General features: G+C 70.0%; 17 protein-coding genes. 5 read left to right on the top strand and 12 right to left on the bottom strand.

Features of this window, described 5'->3' with window-relative positions:
• Positions 1-222 precede the first annotated feature (222 nt).
• Positions 223-1,851, bottom strand: coding sequence for a beta-N-acetylhexosaminidase (locus ABZV38_RS13800; RefSeq protein WP_356327003.1), 1,629 nt, complete (start codon positions 1,849-1,851; stop codon positions 223-225).
• Between the two features lie 208 nt (positions 1,852-2,059).
• Here ABZV38_RS13800 and ABZV38_RS13795 point away from each other — a divergent pair, with 208 nt between their 5' ends.
• The 3 genes from ABZV38_RS13795 to ABZV38_RS13785 are packed head-to-tail and all read left to right on the top strand — an operon-like array spanning position 2,060 to position 3,537.
• Complete coding sequence (locus tag ABZV38_RS13795; RefSeq protein ID WP_356327002.1) at positions 2,060-3,016, top strand: transposase; 957 nt, start codon at positions 2,060-2,062, stop codon at positions 3,014-3,016.
• Positions 2,995-3,243, top strand: coding sequence for a transposase (locus tag ABZV38_RS13790; protein ID WP_356327049.1), 249 nt, complete (start codon positions 2,995-2,997; stop codon positions 3,241-3,243). Before ABZV38_RS13795 ends, ABZV38_RS13790 begins: the two co-directional genes overlap by 22 nt.
• A gap of 30 nt (positions 3,244-3,273) precedes the next feature.
• Positions 3,274-3,537 carry a zinc ribbon domain-containing protein gene (locus ABZV38_RS13785; protein ID WP_356327001.1) on the top strand — a complete coding sequence of 88 codons (264 nt, stop codon included), beginning with the start codon at positions 3,274-3,276 and terminating at the stop codon, positions 3,535-3,537.
• A gap of 40 nt (positions 3,538-3,577) precedes the next feature.
• Here the strand turns inward: ABZV38_RS13785 and ABZV38_RS13780 are convergent, their stop codons facing one another.
• The gene (locus tag ABZV38_RS13780; RefSeq protein ID WP_352262647.1) at positions 3,578-3,871 is read right to left on the bottom strand and encodes a DUF3039 domain-containing protein; all 294 of its coding nucleotides are present in this window, start codon (positions 3,869-3,871) and stop codon (positions 3,578-3,580) included.
• A gap of 29 nt (positions 3,872-3,900) precedes the next feature.
• A complete protein-coding gene (locus tag ABZV38_RS13775) occupies positions 3,901-4,461 on the bottom strand; it encodes a YqgE/AlgH family protein (protein WP_356327000.1) in 561 nt (186 codons plus the stop codon).
• Between the two features lie 277 nt (positions 4,462-4,738).
• Between ABZV38_RS13775 and murA the strand changes: the two genes are divergently transcribed.
• Positions 4,739-6,079 (top strand): UDP-N-acetylglucosamine 1-carboxyvinyltransferase, encoded by a 1,341-nt coding sequence (murA, locus tag ABZV38_RS13770; RefSeq protein WP_030922987.1) that lies wholly within the window; start codon positions 4,739-4,741, stop codon positions 6,077-6,079.
• A 234-nt stretch (positions 6,080-6,313) separates the two neighbouring features.
• Here the strand turns inward: murA and ABZV38_RS13765 are convergent, their stop codons facing one another.
• The 6 genes from ABZV38_RS13765 to ABZV38_RS13740 form a co-directional block, all read right to left on the bottom strand.
• Positions 6,314-6,595: an HU family DNA-binding protein gene (locus tag ABZV38_RS13765; RefSeq protein ID WP_003968811.1), complete on the bottom strand. Its 282-nt coding sequence runs from the start codon at positions 6,593-6,595 to the stop codon at positions 6,314-6,316.
• A 420-nt stretch (positions 6,596-7,015) separates the two neighbouring features.
• Complete coding sequence (locus ABZV38_RS13760; RefSeq protein WP_356326999.1) at positions 7,016-8,452, bottom strand: NAD-dependent malic enzyme; 1,437 nt, start codon at positions 8,450-8,452, stop codon at positions 7,016-7,018.
• Positions 8,453-8,858: 406 nt separating this feature from the next.
• A complete protein-coding gene (locus ABZV38_RS13755; protein ID WP_356326998.1) occupies positions 8,859-11,261 on the bottom strand; it encodes a UvrD-helicase domain-containing protein in 2,403 nt (800 codons plus the stop codon).
• Positions 11,262-11,391: 130 nt separating this feature from the next.
• Positions 11,392-12,309, bottom strand: a complete 918-nt coding sequence (locus ABZV38_RS13750; RefSeq protein WP_356326997.1) for a zf-HC2 domain-containing protein — start codon at positions 12,307-12,309, stop codon at positions 11,392-11,394.
• Positions 12,306-12,893: a sigma-70 family RNA polymerase sigma factor gene (locus ABZV38_RS13745; RefSeq protein WP_356326996.1), complete on the bottom strand. Its 588-nt coding sequence runs from the start codon at positions 12,891-12,893 to the stop codon at positions 12,306-12,308. The genes ABZV38_RS13750 and ABZV38_RS13745 overlap by 4 nt, the downstream gene beginning before the upstream one ends.
• Before the next feature lie 89 nt (positions 12,894-12,982).
• The gene (locus tag ABZV38_RS13740; protein ID WP_356327048.1) at positions 12,983-13,594 is read right to left on the bottom strand and encodes a CGNR zinc finger domain-containing protein; all 612 of its coding nucleotides are present in this window, start codon (positions 13,592-13,594) and stop codon (positions 12,983-12,985) included.
• Positions 13,595-13,714: 120 nt separating this feature from the next.
• Between ABZV38_RS13740 and ABZV38_RS13735 the strand changes: the two genes are divergently transcribed.
• A complete protein-coding gene (locus ABZV38_RS13735; RefSeq protein ID WP_356326995.1) occupies positions 13,715-14,257 on the top strand; it encodes a GNAT family N-acetyltransferase in 543 nt (180 codons plus the stop codon).
• A gap of 36 nt (positions 14,258-14,293) precedes the next feature.
• Here ABZV38_RS13735 and ABZV38_RS13730 read toward each other — a convergent pair whose 3' ends face one another.
• The 3 genes from ABZV38_RS13730 to ABZV38_RS13720 all read right to left on the bottom strand — a co-directional run bounded on the left by ABZV38_RS13730 (position 14,294) and on the right by ABZV38_RS13720 (position 17,505).
• Positions 14,294-14,881, bottom strand: a complete 588-nt coding sequence (locus ABZV38_RS13730) for a GNAT family protein (protein ID WP_356326994.1) — start codon at positions 14,879-14,881, stop codon at positions 14,294-14,296.
• Between the two features lie 17 nt (positions 14,882-14,898).
• Positions 14,899-16,044, bottom strand: a complete 1,146-nt coding sequence (locus tag ABZV38_RS13725; protein ID WP_356326993.1) for a uroporphyrinogen-III synthase — start codon at positions 16,042-16,044, stop codon at positions 14,899-14,901.
• 129 nt (positions 16,045-16,173) lie between these two features.
• On the bottom strand, positions 16,174-17,505 hold the full coding sequence (locus tag ABZV38_RS13720; RefSeq protein WP_356326992.1) for a nitrate/nitrite transporter: 1,332 nt from the start codon (positions 17,503-17,505) through the stop codon (positions 16,174-16,176).
• Positions 17,506-17,637: the final 132 nt, after the last annotated feature.

Raw genomic sequence — 17,637 nt, 5'->3', positions numbered from 1 at the left:
GGCAACTCTGGCACATCTTCCGATCGGACCGACGCGAGGGTCCGCGAAGGGTGTATCCGTCCCTGACCTGCGAGATGATCCCGTTTCGCACCTCTTCGGCGCAGAGTGTGAATTGCCACTCTTCAGCCATGGTTGTACGACTTATTCCGTTCGTGCAGTGAGCGTGTACCGGCCACCACGTTCCCAGGAACCGTGGTGGCCGGACCCACACTGCGCCCGGGCTCACACGTTCGGGGGCGCCCCCTCGATCGGGCGTCCGAGAACACCGGGGCGTCGCTGCCACGGCAACGGGCCGCCCGGCGGACGGTACTCGACGCCGAGCGCGTCAAGTCGGGCGTAGTGCGCCGTCATCCGCCGTTCGAAGTCGGCGAAGTCCCGGTCGGCGGGGGCCGGCAGTGCCGACCAGGCGACCTCCGCGAAGGCCGCGAGCCGCGGGAAGACCTGGTAGTCGACCCGGGACCGGTTCTGCATGACCTCGGTCCACACGTTGGCCTGGGTGCCGAGGATGTGACGGACCGCCTCCTCGGTCAGGCCCGGCGGTACGGGGTCGAAGCGGAAGACGTCCTCCAGGGTGCGGACGTACCCGATGGGCATCGGTTCGTCGGGGCCGCCGCCCTGACGGTAGTCCAGATACACCTGCTGCTCCGGGCACATCACGACGTCGTGCCCCGCCTCGGCTGCGGCGATGCCGCCCGCGTACCCGCGCCACGACGACACGGCCGCACCGTCCGGGAGGCCGCCTTCGAGGATCTCGTCCCAGCCGATGAGGCGGCGGCCGCGCACGGTGAGCCAGCGGTCGAAGTGCCTGATGAACCAGGACTGCAGCTCGTCCTCGTCGGCCAGGCCGAGCTCCCTGATACGGGCCTGGGCGGTCGAGGACTCCTTCCACTGGTCCTTGAGGCACTCGTCCCCGCCGACGTGGATGAACGGCGAGGTGGCCGCCGGGAAGAGGTCGAGGATCTCCTCGAAGACGCCCTCGAAGAAGCGCAGGGTGTTGTCGGTGGGGGCGAGTACGTTCGGGCTGACGCCCCAGGTGTCCCACACGGAGAGGGCGGTGGTGTCGATGACGTCGGTGTTGCCCAGTTCCGGGTATGCGCTGATGGCGGCCTGCGAGTGGCCCGGGATGTCGATCTCGGGGACGACGCGGATATGCCGCTCGGCGGCGTACGCGACGATCTCGCGGATGTCGTCCTGGGTGTAGTAGCCACCGTACGGAGTCTCGTCCCACAGCTCCGAGGCCCGGTGTCCGTGCTTGGTACGGAAGCGCCAGGAGCCGACCTCGGTGAGCTTCGGGTAGCGCTTGATCTCCACGCGCCAGCCCTGGTCGTCGGTGAGGTGGAAGTGGAAGACGTTCAGCTTGTGGGCGGCGAGGAGGTCGAGGTAGCGCAGGACGTCGTCCTTGGGCAGGAAGTGCCGCGAGACGTCGAGCATCAGGCCGCGCCAGGAGAAGCGGGGACGGTCCTCGATGTCCGTGAAGGGGATGACCCACTTCTTATTGGAGTGGACAGGCGCGCGGCGGAAGGCGTCGGGGCCAAAGAGCTGACGCAGGGTCTGGGCGCCCCAGAAAACCCCCGCCGCGCTGCCGCCGCGGATCTCAATGCCCTGGCTCCGGACCACACCAAGCCTGTACGCCTCGGGCTCCAGTGCGTCGTCGATGAGCAGCGTGACCGAATTCTTGGCCCTTTCATCTCCCGGCGCCAGCGGCAGACCGAGGGCGGCACCGACGTTGGAACGCAGCCAGCGCTCCGTGGTCTCCGTGCCAGGCGCCACGTACAGCGTGGTGCCCCGGTCCAGCAGGAAACCATCGGGGGCCATTCTTTCGACTGCGACGGGCGCCGGGATCAGATCCATGGGTTCAGCGTCTCAGATGAGCTTGTGCGTCCCTGAGTGCGGCTGGCGAGTGCGCGCAGCAGTCCCTCATCAGCGCCGATACACGTGTCGGGGCCTTCGCCCGCCAACCGGCGAAGAGCGACACCCGCCACCGATGATTCATGCGCAGTGCTCAGCCCTTCGGGTCGGAGGTGAAGGACATCTGGCGCACGCGGCGAGAGGAGCCGCCTTGAGTGAGCTGACCAACTCGGAAAAGGTGGCCTTAGGGGAAGTGCATGAGCGGGTGGACGTGACTGTTCTCGTTTTTGGACTCCACCAGCCCGACCTCAAGATCCGTACGCGCGTTCGACATTGGGTACGGGAGTGTGAATTATGCGCTCAGGCAGGGCAGTTACCTGCGCTGATGCCTACGGTCTGCAGTGTAAAGGCAGACATGGGGCGCCGGTACCGGTTGTATCCCACCATCGTTCAGGAGCAGGTCCTGACCGGGTGGGGGCATGCCGCGCGCGCCCTGTGGAATGTCGCCCTCGCACAGCGCGTCCATGTATACGAGCAGCGGGGCCGCAGTGTCCGCGCCGTGGAGCAGTGCCGGTATCTCACCGAGGCCCGCGCCGAGAGCGAGCTGACTTGGCTGGCCGAACTCCCCGCGCAGGCCGGCCAGCAGGTGCTGCGGCATCTGGACGCGGCGTTCGACGACTTCTTCAACTCCGGACACCTGGCCCGGTTCCCGGCGTTCAAGAAACGCGGGCACCGGCTGTCTGTCCCGCTCCCGGGGCAAGCGGTCGAGACACGCAAGCTGAACCGGCACTGGGCCGAGGTGCGCTTGCCGAAACTTGGCTGGGTCCGCTTCCGCCTCTCCCGCGCTGTGGGAGGTGTGATCCGTAACGCCACCACCTCTCGGGACGGGACTGGCTGGCACATCGCCTTCGGCGTCGCCACCGGGACCGAGGCTGCCGCCCCGAACGGCCGACCGGGCTGCGGCGTCGACTTCGGTGTCGCCGCCTCCGCCTATGTATCCACCGAGACTGTGCCACGCATCAAGCCTCCGGGCCTGACCGAGCACGAGCGGATCCGGCTGCGTTGCTTGGAACGGCGCAAAGCCCGCCAGATTGTCTACGCCCAGAAGCACAACCACGGTAAGTACAGCAACCGGCTCGTCGCACCATCGCACAGATCGCGAAACTGAAGACCCGGGAAGCCAACCGCCGCCGGAATTTCACGCACCAGCTCACCACCGATCTCGCCAAAAAACACGGCTTCGTCGGTATCGAGGACCTGCGCGTGACGAACATGACCGCCAGCGCCAAAGGCGCCGCAAAGCAACCCGGCCGCAACGTAAGGCAGAAGGCCGGACTCAACCGATCCATCCTCGACAACTGCCCCGGTGAACGCAGGCGGCAGCTGGAATACTAGTGCCGCCTGTACGGCTCCGAGCTCCGACCGGTGCCGCCGTTTCACACCTCGCAGACCTGCGCGGCCTGCGGTCGGGCGGATCCGCAGTCCCGCAAGGGCTGTGGCCGACTGTTCGCATGCGTGCACTGCGGGCACGAGGACGACGCTGATCACAACGCCTCGGTCGAGATCGAGGCCCGAGCCCGCCGGACGGGTGGCTCGGTCAACAACAGCACGCGCAGGCACCCGTTGGTGCCGAGTCCCGCCCTCCGGCGGAGGCGGACGCGTGAAACCCAACCGGCCACTTCCGGGTAGCCAAAGGGAATCTCCCGGCTTCAGAGCCGGGAGAGGATCGTCAATTCTTGTCCTTGCCGCCCTTGCCCTTGTCCTTGTCGCCACCGGCGCCCATGGACTCGTAGATCTCCTTGCACATGGGACAGACCGGATACTTCTTGGGGTCGCGCCCCGGTACCCAGACCTTCCCGCACAGTGCGACCACGGGGGTGCCCTCCAGGGCACTCGCCATGATCTTGTCCTTCTGGACGTAATGGGCGTAGCGCTCGTGGTCGCCGTCGCCGCTCGACACCTGCGGCGTCGGCTCTACGAGGGTCCCCGTACCTGCCCCGCGCTCGGGCTCAAGAGTGCTCATAACTGCCAGGGTACTGAAAGCCCCGGGCTTCAGTTGAGCGAAGGGTCGTCCGGATAGGTGGCGATCATGGCGAGCTCGCTGCGCTGGCGGCGCAGGACCGCCCGCCACAGCTGTTCCGGACGCGGCGAGGAGACGTCTCCGGGCTCCGACTCCACCACGTACCAGGCCCCCTCGATCAGTTCCGTCTCCAGCTGTCCGGGGCCCCAGCCCGCGTATCCGGCGAAGATCCGCAGCGAGCCGAGCGCCGCGGCCAGCAGCTCCGGCGGCGCCTCCAGGTCCACCAGACCGATCGCCCCGTACACCCGTCGCCAGCCGAGCGGTCCCTCGTCGCCGGGGATCACCGCGACGCCGAGCGCCGAGTCGAGCGAGACGGGGCCGCCCTGGAAGACGACGTCCGGCTCAGCGGTCAGGTCGGCCCAGGACACGAGGATGTCACCGACACCGACCGGGGTCGGGCGGTTCAGGACCACGCCGAGCGAGCCCTCCTCGTCGTGGTCGAGGAGCAGCACCACCGCGCGGTCGAAATTCGGGTCCGCCAGGGCGGGTGTGGCCACGAGCAGTCGCCCTGTGAGCGAGGACACCTCGGTCATGGCAGAAATGATCCCGCATCTTCGCCCTCCGTGGGGACCAAGTGGAGCGCCGGGTGCGGAAGGGGGCCCGAGCGCAGCTCAGGGCGCACAGGTGCACGGAGAGCGCACGGTCCGGGAGGCACTTGCGGACGGTGACCCTCCGCAAGGCTCGGCAAGCAGAACGTGTTATAGCGGATTCATGACGTTCGTACACCCCCCGTAGCCTTACGGAAGGGGGGCACCTGCCCATTACCCTTTCGGTTGGCCCCCTGCCCGACCACTCCGGAACGCGAGATCCATGACCGGCACAGACGATGTCCTGCTTGTCCACGGCGGAACCCCGCTGGAGGGCGAGATCCGCGTCCGAGGCGCCAAGAACCTGGTGCCGAAGGCGATGGTCGCCGCGCTGCTCGGCAGCGGGCCCAGCCGGCTGCGCAATGTGCCCGACATCCGCGATGTGCGGGTCGTGCGGGGTCTGCTGCAGCTGCACGGTGTGACGGTCCGCCCCGGCGACGAGCCGGGCGAACTGATCCTGGACCCCACCCATGTCGAGAGCGCGAACGTCGCCGACATCGATGCCCACGCGGGCTCGTCGCGCATCCCGATCCTCTTCTGCGGCCCGCTGCTGCACCGGCTGGGCCACGCGTTCATTCCGGGCCTCGGCGGCTGTGACATCGGCGGACGGCCGATCGACTTCCACTTCGACGTGCTGCGGCAGTTCGGCGCGACGATCGAGAAGCGGGCGGACGGCCAGTACCTGGAGGCCCCGCAGCGGCTGCGCGGTACGAAGATCCGGCTGCCGTACCCCTCGGTGGGCTCCACCGAGCAGGTGCTGCTGACGGCCGTGCTCGCCGAGGGTGTCACCGAGCTGTCCAACGCGGCCGTGGAGCCGGAGATCGAGGACCTCATCTGCGTGCTGCAGAAGATGGGCGCGATCATCTCGATGGACACCGACCGGACGATCCGGATCACCGGTGTCGACCGGCTCGACGGTTACACGCACCGGGCGATCCCGGACCGCCTGGAGGCGGCCTCCTGGGCGTCCGCAGCGCTGGCGACCGAGGGCAACATCTATGTGCGCGGCGCACAGCAGCGCTCGATGATGACGTTCCTGAACACGTTCCGCCGGGTCGGTGGTGCCTTCGAGATCGACGACGAGGGCATCCGCTTCTGGCACCCGGGCGGCGCGCTGAACGCCATCGCTCTGGAGACGGACGTGCACCCCGGCTTCCAGACCGACTGGCAGCAGCCGCTGGTGGTGGCGCTGACGCAGGCCGCCGGCCTGTCCATCGTCCACGAGACGGTCTACGAGTCGCGGCTCGGCTTCACGTCCGCGCTCAACCAGATGGGCGCGCACATCCAGCTCTACCGCGAGTGCCTGGGCGGCTCCGACTGCCGCTTCGGCCAGCGGAACTTCCTGCACTCGGCGGTCGTGTCCGGGCCGACGAAGCTGCAGGGTGCGGATCTGGTCATCCCGGACCTGCGCGGCGGGTTCTCGTACCTGATCGCCGCGCTGGCGGCACAGGGCACGTCCCGGGTGCACGGCATCGACCTGATCAACCGTGGCTACGAGAACTTCATGGACAAGCTGGAGAAGCTGGGCGCGAAGGTGGAGCTGCCGGGCGGGTCGCTGGTCTGAGGGCGGGCGCCCGACGGTCAGGACCGACGCGGGGGTTCGGGGCACTGCCCCGGGCCCCCGCTTCTCGTTCGCCGACGCGGCTTGCACACGGCTCTTCACCGCCCAGGCTCGCGCAGGGCCCGGCAGTGGCCTCACAGCGGTCTCACAGCGGCCTTTCAGCGCATTTCTGAGGCCTGTACGCCGAAGGGCGGTCACCCTGGTCGGGGTGACCGCCCTCCGTCGTGCCTACGGGGCTTACTTGCCCTTGGCGGCTTCCTTGAGCTTCGAGCCCGCGGAGACCTTCACGCTGTAGCCGGCCGGGATGTTGATCGGGTCGCCGGTCTGCGGGTTACGAGCGGTGCGAGCGGCACGGTGGGTGCGCTCGAAGGTCAGGAAGCCGGGGATGGTGACCTTCTCGTCGCCCTTGGCGACGATCTCACCGACGGTCTCGGCGAGCGCGGCCAGCACGGCGTCGGCGTCCTTGCGGGTCACCTCGGCGCGGTCGGCCAGGGCGGCCACCAGCTCACTGCGGTTCATGTTGTTACTCCCGTGTTCTTCTTGCCTGTGAGGCGTGAGATCGAAGCCGATGCTGCCAGGGCCCTCGGACAGTCCCCGGACCCGGGTCTGACGTCAGACCCTCGCGCCCGAATATGCATCCTGCCCCCACCTGCGGCGGGAAAGCCAATCCGGCACCCTCCGGAGTCACACGAAAGCCGCCACTGCCTCGTCGTGGTGACGTTCCGTCGACTCCCTGAAGCGGCCCTCAGCAGATGCTGGAGCGCCCCCGGCGGGTCCACAGCGGGTGCGGGGTCCTGGGGGGCTCGCTGCCCGCCCACCCTAAAGGGGCGTTTGGGGCCCCGCGACCCGCGACGCGCCGTGGGGCAGGCCAACGTGGGGGGCACCACAGCCCCGGGCAGCCCCCGGCAGGGGCCGTGGCGGGTAAGGGAAGCGGTCGGTTCACATGGGGTTCCCCGGGCCTGTCACAGCGCCTCCGGCGGCCTTCGCGGCCGTGCGGACGGCCCCGGCGACCGCGCCCGCGACCTTGTCGTTGAAGACCGAGGGGATGATGTAGTTCCGGTTCAGCTCGTCCTCGGCGACCGTCTCGGCGAGGGCGCCGGCCGCGGCGAGCATCATCTCCGTGTTGACCGTGCGGGACTGAGCGTCCAGCAGGCCGCGGAAGACACCCGGGAAGACCAGCACGTTGTTGATCTGGTTCGGGAAGTCGGAGCGGCCGGTGGCGACAACTGCCGCGGTCTGGCGGGCGATTGCCGGGTCCACCTCGGGGTCCGGGTTCGCGAGCGCGAACACGATCGCGCCGTCCGCCATCGCCGCGACATCGTTGCCGTCCAGCACGTTCGGAGCGGAGACGCCGATGAAGACGTCGGCGCCGACGACGGCCTCCTTGAGCGTGCCGGTCATCGACTCCGGGTTGGTGTTGTCGGCGATCCAGCGCAGCGGCGAGTCGGGGTCGGCGGAGACCAGGTCCTCGCGGCCCGCGTGCACCACACCGTGGATGTCGGCGACGACGGCGTGCTTGACGCCTGCGGCGATGAGCAGCTTCAGGATGGCCGTACCGGCCGCTCCGGCGCCGGACATGACGACGCGTACGTCTCCGATTCCCTTACCCACCACGCGCAGTGCGTTGGTCAGAGCGGCCAGCACGACGATCGCGGTGCCGTGCTGGTCGTCGTGGAAGACGGGGATGTCGAGGGCCTCGCGCAGCCGTGCCTCGATCTCGAAGCAGCGGGGTGCGGAGATGTCCTCCAGGTTGATGCCAGCGAATCCGGGGGCGATCGCCTTGACGATCTCGACGATGGCGTCGGTGTCCTGGGTGTCCAGGCAGATCGGCCAGGCGTCGATGCCGGCGAACCGCTTGAAGAGGGCCGCCTTGCCCTCCATCACCGGCAGGGCCGCCATCGGGCCGATGTTGCCGAGGCCGAGTACGGCGGAGCCGTCCGTCACAACTGCGACGGAGTTGCGCTTGATGGTGAGACGGCGGGCGTCCTCGGGGTTCTCGGCGATCGCCATGCAGACCCGCGCCACACCGGGGGTGTAGATCATCGACAGGTCGTCACGGTTGCGGATGGGGTGCTTGGACGCCATCTCGATCTTGCCGCCGAGGTGCATCAGGAACGTACGGTCGGAGACCTTGCCCAGCACGACACCCTCGATGTCGCGCAGGCCTTCGACGATCTCGTCCGCGTGTGCGGTGGAGGAGGCCGCGATCGTGACGTCGATCCGCAGCTTCTCGTGACCGGAAGCGGTCACATCGAGGCCGGTGACCGACCCGCCGGAGGACTCCACGGCCGTGGTGAGCTGGGAGACCGCTGTGCCGCTCGCGGGCACCTCCAGCCTGACCGTCATCGAGTACGAGACGCTGGGCGCCGTTGCCATGGCCGAGTCCTTCGCTTTCCCTAGCTTCATTGCTGCGCGGCCGGGGCGCTCGCCTCGGACACGCTTCCCGATATTCGCACCTACTGACTGGTAGCCGGTAATGACTGCCACTGTTCGGAAAGTGTTTTCCACCATACGAGATTTGATCTCGTCCCGGAACCTCGGCAGCCGCCGGAGACGGCTGCCCGGAGCGGGCCACCAACAAAAACAGACCCGCGTCACCGGAAGGTGACACGGGTCTGTCTTTTTCACTTCAGCGGCACCGACCCGCCATGCTCGCCTCGCGGCAAGTGGTCGCTCGTAGCGACGAAGGTTGGGCCCGGGGGCTTGGATCGAGCCGGTGCCGACACCAGGCTAACAAAGTCCCCGGGATAAGTGATTCCCCCCTCGCAGGTTGACTTGTCCGTCAGTCCCTGAGCAGGTCCGGAACACCGTTCTCGTCGGGCAGGTCCCGCTCCCCCGAGACCACCGTGAGCTGCTGCGTCGCGCGTGTCAGCGCCACGTACAGCACCCGCAGACCGGCCGGCGACTCGTCGGCGATCTCCGCCGGCGAGACGACGACCGTGGCGTCGTACTCCAGACCCTTCGCCTCCAGGCTGCCGAGCGCCACCACCCGGTCGCCGAGCTCCGCGAGCCACTTGCGGGCCTGCGCGCGCCGGTTCATCGCGACGACGACACCCACCGTGCCGTCCACCTCGCCGAGCAGCCGCCGCGACTCCTCCCGTACGGCCCCGGCCAGATCGCCGTCGCGTACGGCCTCGAAGCGGGGCTGCACCCCCGTCGAACGGACCGCGGCCGGGGACTCCATCCCGGGCATCGCGAGCGCCAGGACCTTCGCCGCGAGCTCCGCGATCTCCGCCGGGTTGCGGTAGTTGACGGTGAGGGTGAAGCGGCGGCGCGGGCGCTTGCCGAGCGCCTCGTCGCGCGCCTCGGCCGCCTCGTCCGGATCGGACCAGGAGGACTGCGCCGGGTCGCCGACGATCGTCCAGGTGGCCGTCCGGCCACGGCGGCCGACCATGCGCCACTGCATGGGCGTGAGGTCCTGCGCCTCGTCGACGATGACGTGCGCGTACTCCGTGCGCTCTGCGGCCAGCCGCTCGGCCCGCTCACGCTGGGTCTCCTCGCGCTGCGGCATCAGCTCCTCCAGACCCGAGAACTGGTCCAGCGGATCGAACTCGCGCTTCCTCTTCGGCCGGTGCGGGGTGCCGAGCAACGTGTGCAGCTCGTCGAGGATCGCCACGTCGTGCACCGACAGGGGGCCCTGGCCGGCACTGTCGAGCCGCTTCAGCGAGCGGGCGAGGCGGCGCACCTCGCCCTGGTTGAGGACCCGGCGCGCCCAGCGGCCGAGCCGCTTCTCGTCGGCCATCGCGGCGAGCACCCCGCGCGGGGTGAGCTCGGGCCACCAGGCGTTCAGGAAGTCGACGAACGGCCTCTCGGTGGAGACGTCCTCGTCGAAGGAGGAGCGCAGTTCCGCGGCCAGCTCGGGGTCGGTGTAGCGGCCCCGGCCCGACGACTTGTTCCACAGGGCGTCCAGCAGCAGCCTGCGGGCGCGCGGGCGCAGCAGGTTGACCGGGGCGGTGCCGCCGAGGACGGACTGCCGGATGCGGTGGAGCTCGTCGGCGTTCAGCTCGACGCGGGCGCCGAAGGCGACCACACGCAGGTGGGTGGTGAGGGGGGCGGCCGTCCCGTCCCCGGCGCCGTCGGTGTCGTCCTCGTCACCGAATGACAGCTGGCCGTCCTCCCTGCCCTGTGGCGCGCCCGGGGTCCGCGGCTGCTCCAGCGCCCCGCGGGCCGCCTTGCGCAGCACCTGGAGCATCCGGGAGGAGCCCTTGATCCGGGCGACGGCCGGTTCGTCGTACGTGGTGGCGCCCTCGACGCCCGCCGCCTCGTCGGAGAGCGAGCCGACCGCGCGGATCGCGACCTGTCCCTCCTCGCCGAGCGAGGGCAGCACGCCTTCGGTGTACGCGACCAGCAGCGGGGTCGGCGAGACGACAAGGATGCCGCCCGCGTACCGCCGCCGGTCCTGGTAGAGCAGATACGCGGCGCGGTGCAGGGCGACGGCGGTCTTGCCGGTGCCGGGGCCACCGGAGACCTCGGTGACGGAGGCGGCGGGCGCCCGGATCACCAGGTCCTGCTCGGCCTGGATGGACGAGACGATGTCCCGCATGGTGTGGCTGCGGGCCTGGCCGAGCGCCGCCATCAGCGCGCCGTCGCCGATGACGGGCAGCTTGTCGCCGTCCTTGTACGCGGTCAGCTCCGGACGCATCAGGTCGTCCTCGACCCCGAGGACCTTGCGGCCCTTGGAGCGGATGACCCGGCGGCGTACCACCCGGCCCGGGTCCTTCGGCGTCGACCGGTAGAACGGCGCGGCAGCCGGTGCCCGCCAGTCGATGACCAGCGGCGCGTAGTCGGAGTCGAGGACCCCGATCCGGCCGATATGGAGCGTCTCCGCGATATCGGCCGTGCTGTCGTCGCGCACGGCGTCGTCGGCAGGCTCGACGGAGGTGAACGCGCCGTCCGGGCCACGCTCGCCGTCCTTGCCGAGCAGCAGATCGATCCTCCCGAAGAGGAAGTCCTCGAACTCGCTGTTCAGCCGGTTGAGGTGAATCCCGGCCCGGAACACCTGGGCATCGCGCTCGGCGAGCGCACCGGGCGTACCGACCTGGCCGCGTTTGACGGCATCGTTCATGAGAAATTCCGCCTCGTGGATCTTCTCCTCAAGGCGGTGATAAACACGGTCGAGATGTTCCTGCTCGACACCGATTTCCCGGTCCCGCAACGAATCGACAGCGGCATCCTGCGCGGCCACCGAGGCCCCCTTCTGACGTGCATTGGGCAGCCGTCAACCCTATGCGAAGGGGGCCCCGCCGCGCACCTGCCACGAGCACCGATATGGCTCGTCTGAGGTCTCGATTGTGCGTCGGACCCCGGCCGGGCGGTTATGCGTCGATGTCCACCAGCCGTTTGCCGTCGAAGGTGCGCACCTCGAAATGGTCGATGTCGGAGCGGTCCATCGCCGCGCCGCCGTGGACATAGAGCGCGGCCGAGTGCGGGGAGTCCTTGATGCCGTAGCCCCACTTCGGGACGGACCAGGAGGTGACGACCTCCTCCTCGCCGGTCTTGGAGACGGCGATCAGACTGCACTTCTCCGGCCCCGTGACGTTCTTGAGCTGTAGCACCGCGTGGGTGCCCCACGCCTTCTTCTCCATGCCGACCGTGGCGTCGACCTTGGTGGTGGGGTCGGTGGCCTGCACCTTCTCCGTCATGTGGTGGAAGAACGCGTCCTCGGCGGGGCTGGTGGGGTGCGGGTCGGCCGCCTGGTTCGAGCCGCTGTCGCCGCCGGTGGCCACGACGGCGACCACCGGACCGCCGATGATCAGCGCCGCGGCGGCCGCCACCAGATACATGCCGCGGCGGCGCCGCGCGGCCCGCCTGGTCGCGACCTCGTCGACCAGCCGGTCGAGCACCCGGGGGGCGGGCAGCTCGGGGACGTGCGGGACGGGGCGGGCGCCCGGTACGGCGGCGGGGGCTTCGGCGAGCATCGCGAGCATGGGTTCCATGCCGGCGAACTCGTCGAGATGGGCGGCGCAGAGCGCGCAGCCGGCCAGATGCTCCTCGAACGCGGAGGCCTCGGTGGCGTCCAGGATGCCCAGGACGTACGCACCGGCGGCGTCGTGCTCCGGCCCTTCGGAGGCTCCACCGGAGCCGGGGCCGTGGGCTGCGTCGAAGCCGCCGAAGCTGCTGGGCCCGCCGAAGCTGCTGGGGATTCCCGGGCGGCCGCGGGAACCTGTGGAGCCGGTGGGGCTGGAGGGACCGGTCGGCCGGGGCCCGAAAGGCTCCCACTCGTGGTCGCTCATGCCGTGATCCCCCTCTCTTCGAGTGCGAGCTTCATCGAGCGCAGTGCGTAGAAGACCCGGGACCGCACCGTGCCGCTGGGTATGCCGAGCACCTCGGCAGCCTCATTGACCGTACGTCCCTTGAAGTAGGTCTCGACCAATGCTTCCCGATGGGCGGGGGTCAAATCGTCGAGCGCATCCGAGAGCGTCATCAGCCACAACGCCTTGTCAATCTCGTCCTCCGCGGGAATGACCTCCAGCGGCGACGGATCGACCTCGTGCGGCCGGGCCTGCCGACTGCGGTGGCCGTCGATGACGATGCGCCGGGCGACCGTCACCAGCCAGGGGCGGACAGAGCCGGTCGCCCGGTTGAGCTGACCGGCGTTCTTCCAGGCACGGATGAGCGTTTCCTGCACCACGTCCTCGGCACGCTGACGGTCGCCGGCGACGAGACGGAGCACGTACGCGAGCAACGGTCCGGCGTGTTCGCGGTAGAGCGCCCGCATCAGCTCCTCGTCGGGGACGGCGGAGGGGGACGGGGGCGGTTCACTGCGATGTCGAGCCCTGTACGGACGGTCATCGGCCACGGCCGCATCCTTGCGCACCCGAACCTCCCGGTCGAGACCCTGTAGAGCTCCTTGGCCATCGAATACGGAGGCGGGCCCCGATCCATTCAACGCAGTTCCAAGATTTTTTACGTGGTGAGCTCCGCCGGGACCGTGGCCTTGGCCGCCCGGCGCCGGTGCCGGGCCACCCGCTCCCGGTTCCCGCACACCTCGCTGGAGCACCAGCGGCGCCGCCGCCCCCGTGACGTATCGAGGTAGAGCCGTCGGCAATTGTCGCCCTCGCAGCGACGGAGCCCGGCCCGCGCCACCGGGTCGGTCAGTAGCTCCACGACGTCGCGGGCGACCGCGGACAGCAGCGCCCGGCATTCGGGTTCGGTGCTCAGTGCCCGTACCAGCAGCCCGTTCCGGGCGCGCACGGCCTGCACTCCAGGCGGGGCCCCGGCGGCGAGTTCATTGACGCGTTCCAGCGCGCCGCCGGCGTCGCGGCCGCCGAGCTCGGCGGTCAGCAGCCGGTCGACGCCTGTGCGCAGCTGCCGGAAGCTCGCCAGCCAGGTGTCGTCGACGGCGTCGAGGCGGGTGTCCTCCGGTACGAGTCCGGTGGCCACCAGCCAGTCGGCGAGCCGGTCCGCCCCGTCGAGCAGTTCGCAGGCGCCGGAGGTGCCGATCCCCGTCGCCACCAGGTCCAGGCAGAGCCGCCCGGAGTCGAACCGCCAGTCGTACGAGCCCTTGCCCGCCGCCATGCGCATGTCACCGCCTCGGGGTCACCGGTGGTAGCCACCACCAGAGTGCCCGTCGCCGGCCCGGCCCGGAACCCCTCCCACCGTCCGGGTCGTGGCCGGGCTCCCCAGTACGGTGAGGACATGAGCGACGATCTTCGGGAGGCCGCGTTCTCGGCCGGCCCCCTGCTGCTGCGGCCCTGGTGCCGGGACGACATACCTGCGCTGGTCGAGGCCTACCGCGATCCCACGATGCGCGACCGGCTGCAGGATCTCGTCACGGACGAGGCGGACGCGGAACGCTGGCTGCGAGTCCAGACCGAGGGCCGGGAGTCCGGCACCCGGTTCAGCTTCGCCGTCGTCGACACGGACCTCGACGGCCGACCGGTCGGCGATGTGGCGCTGAAGTACCCGGCGCCCGGCTCCGGTTCGGCCGAGGTCGGCTACTGGACGGCGGCGCGGGCGCGGGGCCGCGGACTCGCCCCGCAGGCGGTCGAGGCGCTCACCGGCTGGGCGTTCACCGCTTTCGCCGACGACGGTCTGCGCCGGCTCGACCTGCTCCACCAGGAGGACAACCGCGCCTCGTGCCGGGTCGCCGTGAAGAGCGGGTACGCCTTCGCGGAGATCCTCCCGGCCCGCCCGCCGTGGCCGCTCGACGGGCACCGCCATGTCCGGGAGGCGGACTAGTACTCCAGCAACTAGGTGTGTTGTCCGGGCCGGCTGTCAGCCGGCCGACGGCCGGTCGACCGGTCCCTCGACCGGACCGTCGTGCAGGATCCGCTGGAACAGCCGGTGGTCGCGCCACTCACCGTTGATGTGCAGATAGCGCGGAGCCGTACCGATCACCTCGAAGCCGGACTTGGCGAGCACCCGCTGCGACGCCGCGTTGTCGAGCAGGGTCGAGGCCTCCACCCGGTGCAGCCGCAGCACGTCCCTGGCCGCCGCGCAGACCTGCGCCACGGCTGCGGTGGCAAGCCCCCGACCCACGTACGCGACATCGACCCAGTAGCCGAGACTGGCGCTGCGAAACGGCCCCAGCACGATGTTGGTGAGCGTGAACCCGCCCATCGCCCGGTCGTCGGCGTCGGCGAGCACCCACGGCATCACACGCCCCGCCTCACGGTCCGCCAGCAGCCCGGCCAGGCGCTCCTGCTGCCCCTTCTCGGTGTAGAAGACGTCGGGACGCACGGGTTCCCAGGGCTGCAGGTACGCGCGGCTGCGGGTCAGCGAGTCGGCGAGACAGGCGGCGTCGGCCATGGTGGCGGGACGGAGTCGTACCTCCGTGTCGAGCAGGTGGATGTCGGTAGTCATTCCTGCACGGTAACGCCTCAGGAGTCCGCGTACTTGGCGTCCGCCGCCGCCGGGTCCAGCGCCAGCCGGTAACCGCGCTTGACGACCGTCTGGATCAGCCGGGGCACACCGAGCGCCGTACGCAGCCGGGCCATCGCGGTCTCCACCGCGTGTTCGTCCGTACCGCTGCCGGGCAGTGCGCGCAGCAGGTCGGCCCGGGCCACCACCCAGCCCGGCCGGCGGGCCAGGCTGTGCAGCAGGGCCATGCCGGCGGGCGGCACAGAGCGCAGTTCGTCGTCGACGAGCACCGCGTGACCGCGGATCTCGACCCGGTGCCCGGCGACCGGCAGCGTACGGGCGCCGCCGGGCAGTTCGCGGCACAGCAGCTGGACGAGCGGGCCGAGCCGGAAGCGCTCCGGCTGGATGGTGCCGATGCCGCGGGCCTGCAGCGGCAGTGCGGTGACCGGGCCGACGCAGGCCGAGACGACTTCGCCCTGGAGGGCGCCCAGGATCTCCGGGAGCAGCCCGCGCTTCCCGGCCCGGTTCAGGAAGGAGGCTGCGGCCGGGGCGCTGGTGAAGGTGAGCGCGTCCAGGCCGCGGGCGGCGGTGATGTCGAGCAGCCGGTCGAGCGGGGCGAGGTCCTCGGGTTCCATCCAGCGGTAGACGGGTACGACGACGACTTCGGCGCCGCCCGCCCGGAGCGACTCGACGAAGCCCGGCAGTGGTTCGCCGTGCAGCTGGAGTGCGATGCGGCGGCCCTCGACGCCTTCGTCGAGGAGCCGCTCCAGCACCTCGGCCATGGACTCGGAGCCGGGCGACCAGGCTTCGGTGAGCCCGGCGGCCCGGACGGCGCCCTTCACCTTCGGGCCGCGGGCCAGCAGTTCGACCGTGCGCAGCCGGTCCAGCAGCCGGTCGCCGATGCCCCAGCCGTCGGCGGCCTCGATCCAGCCGCGGAAGCCGATCGCGGTGGTCGCGACCACCACATCGGGGACCTGGTCGACGAGTTCCTCGGTGGCGGTGAGAAGTTCACGGTCGTCGGCGAGCGGCACGATCCGCAGGGCGGGCGCGTGCACGACGGTGGCACCCCGTCGCTGCAACAGGGTGCCGAGTTCGTCCGCTCGGCGTGCGGCGGTCACCCCGACTGTGAAACCCGCAAGGGGCCCGTGCTGTTCGTCGTCGCGCATATGGTCTACCGGCTCTCGTCCCGCTGCTGCTCGTTGATGCGGAGAACCGAGACTGCCAACGAAGCGTGACAGGCTCGGTTCACCTGCATTTCCCGCCCGTTACGTCGTGTAGACGCCGGACGGTCATGATCACACCTCGGCGTAGCTGAGCTGCGGCTTCACGGAGACGGCAGCGGCGCGGCGAAGGTATACCGCCCAGGTGACGGTGAAACACACCCCGTAGAAGGCGAGGAAGGACCAGAAGGCCGCCGTGCCCGTGCCCGCGGCCTGGAAGGACTGCCGGAACGCGAGGTTGATGGCGAGCCCGCCGAGCGCGCCGACGGCGCCGATCAGTCCCATGGCCGCCCCGGACAGCCGTCGCCCTTGAGCCGCGGCCTCCTCGCCGCGCAGCCCCTGGGCGATCGCCTTCGCGTGGAAGATGCCGGGGATCATCTTGTACGTCGATCCGTTGCCCAGCCCGGTCAGCACGAAGAGGGCGATGAACCCCACAAGGAACACGGCGAGCGACTCGATCCCGGAGGCGTACACGACGACTCCGGTCGCTGCGGCCATCGCGGCGAAGTTCCACAGGGTGATCCGGGCGCCGCCGTAGCGGTCGGCGAGCCACCCTCCCGCGGGCCGGATCAGCGAGCCGAGCAGCGGGCCGACGAAGGTGAGCGAGGCGGCCTGCAGCGGGGTCCGGCCGAACTGGGTCTGCAGGACGAGACCGAAGGCGAAGCTGTAGCCGATGAAGGAGCCGAAGGTGCCGATGTAGAGCACCGACATGATCCAGGTGTGCGGATCGCGGACGGCGCCCTTCGCGGCCCCGGTGTCGTTCTGCACGGGGGCCAGGTTGTCCATGAAGGACGCGGCGCACAGGGCGGCGACGACGATCAGGGGCACGTACACGGCGAGCACGATCCGCGGGTGGGTGGCGCCCGCCGTGCCGATCACCAGCAGCCCGACGAGCTGCACGACGGGTACGCCGATGTTGCCGCCGCCCGCGTTGAGCCCGAGCGCCCACCCCTTCTTCCGGAGCGGGAAGAAGGCGTTGATGTTCGTCATCGACGAGGCGAAGTTCCCGCCGCCGATCCCGGCGAGGGCGGCCACCACGAGGAACGTGGTGTACGAGGTCCCGGGCTCCATCACCAGGTACGCGGCGACGGTCGGCACCAGGAGGGTCAGGGCGCTGACCACCGTCCAGTTCCGCCCGCCGAACCTCGCGACGGCGAACGTGTACGGGACCCGGACCAGGGCCCCGACCAGCGTCGCCGTCGAGATCAGGAAGAACTTCCCGGCCGGGTCGACTCCGTACTCCGGTCCCATGAACAGCACCATCACCGACCACAGGGTCCAGATCGAGAACCCGATGTGCTCGGAGAGCACGGAGAACCACAGATTCCGGCGGGCGATCCGCTCGCCCTTCTCCTGCCAGAAGATCTCGTCCTCCGGCTCCCACTGCTCGATCCACCTGCCGGCCATCACGCCTCCACGGTTCGCGTTCCACGGGTGTCGGGTCGTCTGCCTCGACGCTAGGGAGCGCGCGTTTCGGTGCGGTGCTGCGAGGTGACCGGTGGGCAACCTTGCTCTCACCGGGCCGGGGGCGGACCGGTG

The organism is Streptomyces sp. NPDC005181 (assembly GCF_040608395.1).
In the GTDB taxonomy this organism is placed as follows: Bacteria; Actinomycetota; Actinomycetes; order Streptomycetales; family Streptomycetaceae; genus Streptomyces.
The sequence above is the reverse complement of the archived record's forward strand: the minus strand, read 5'-3'. Positions and strand labels throughout refer to the sequence as shown.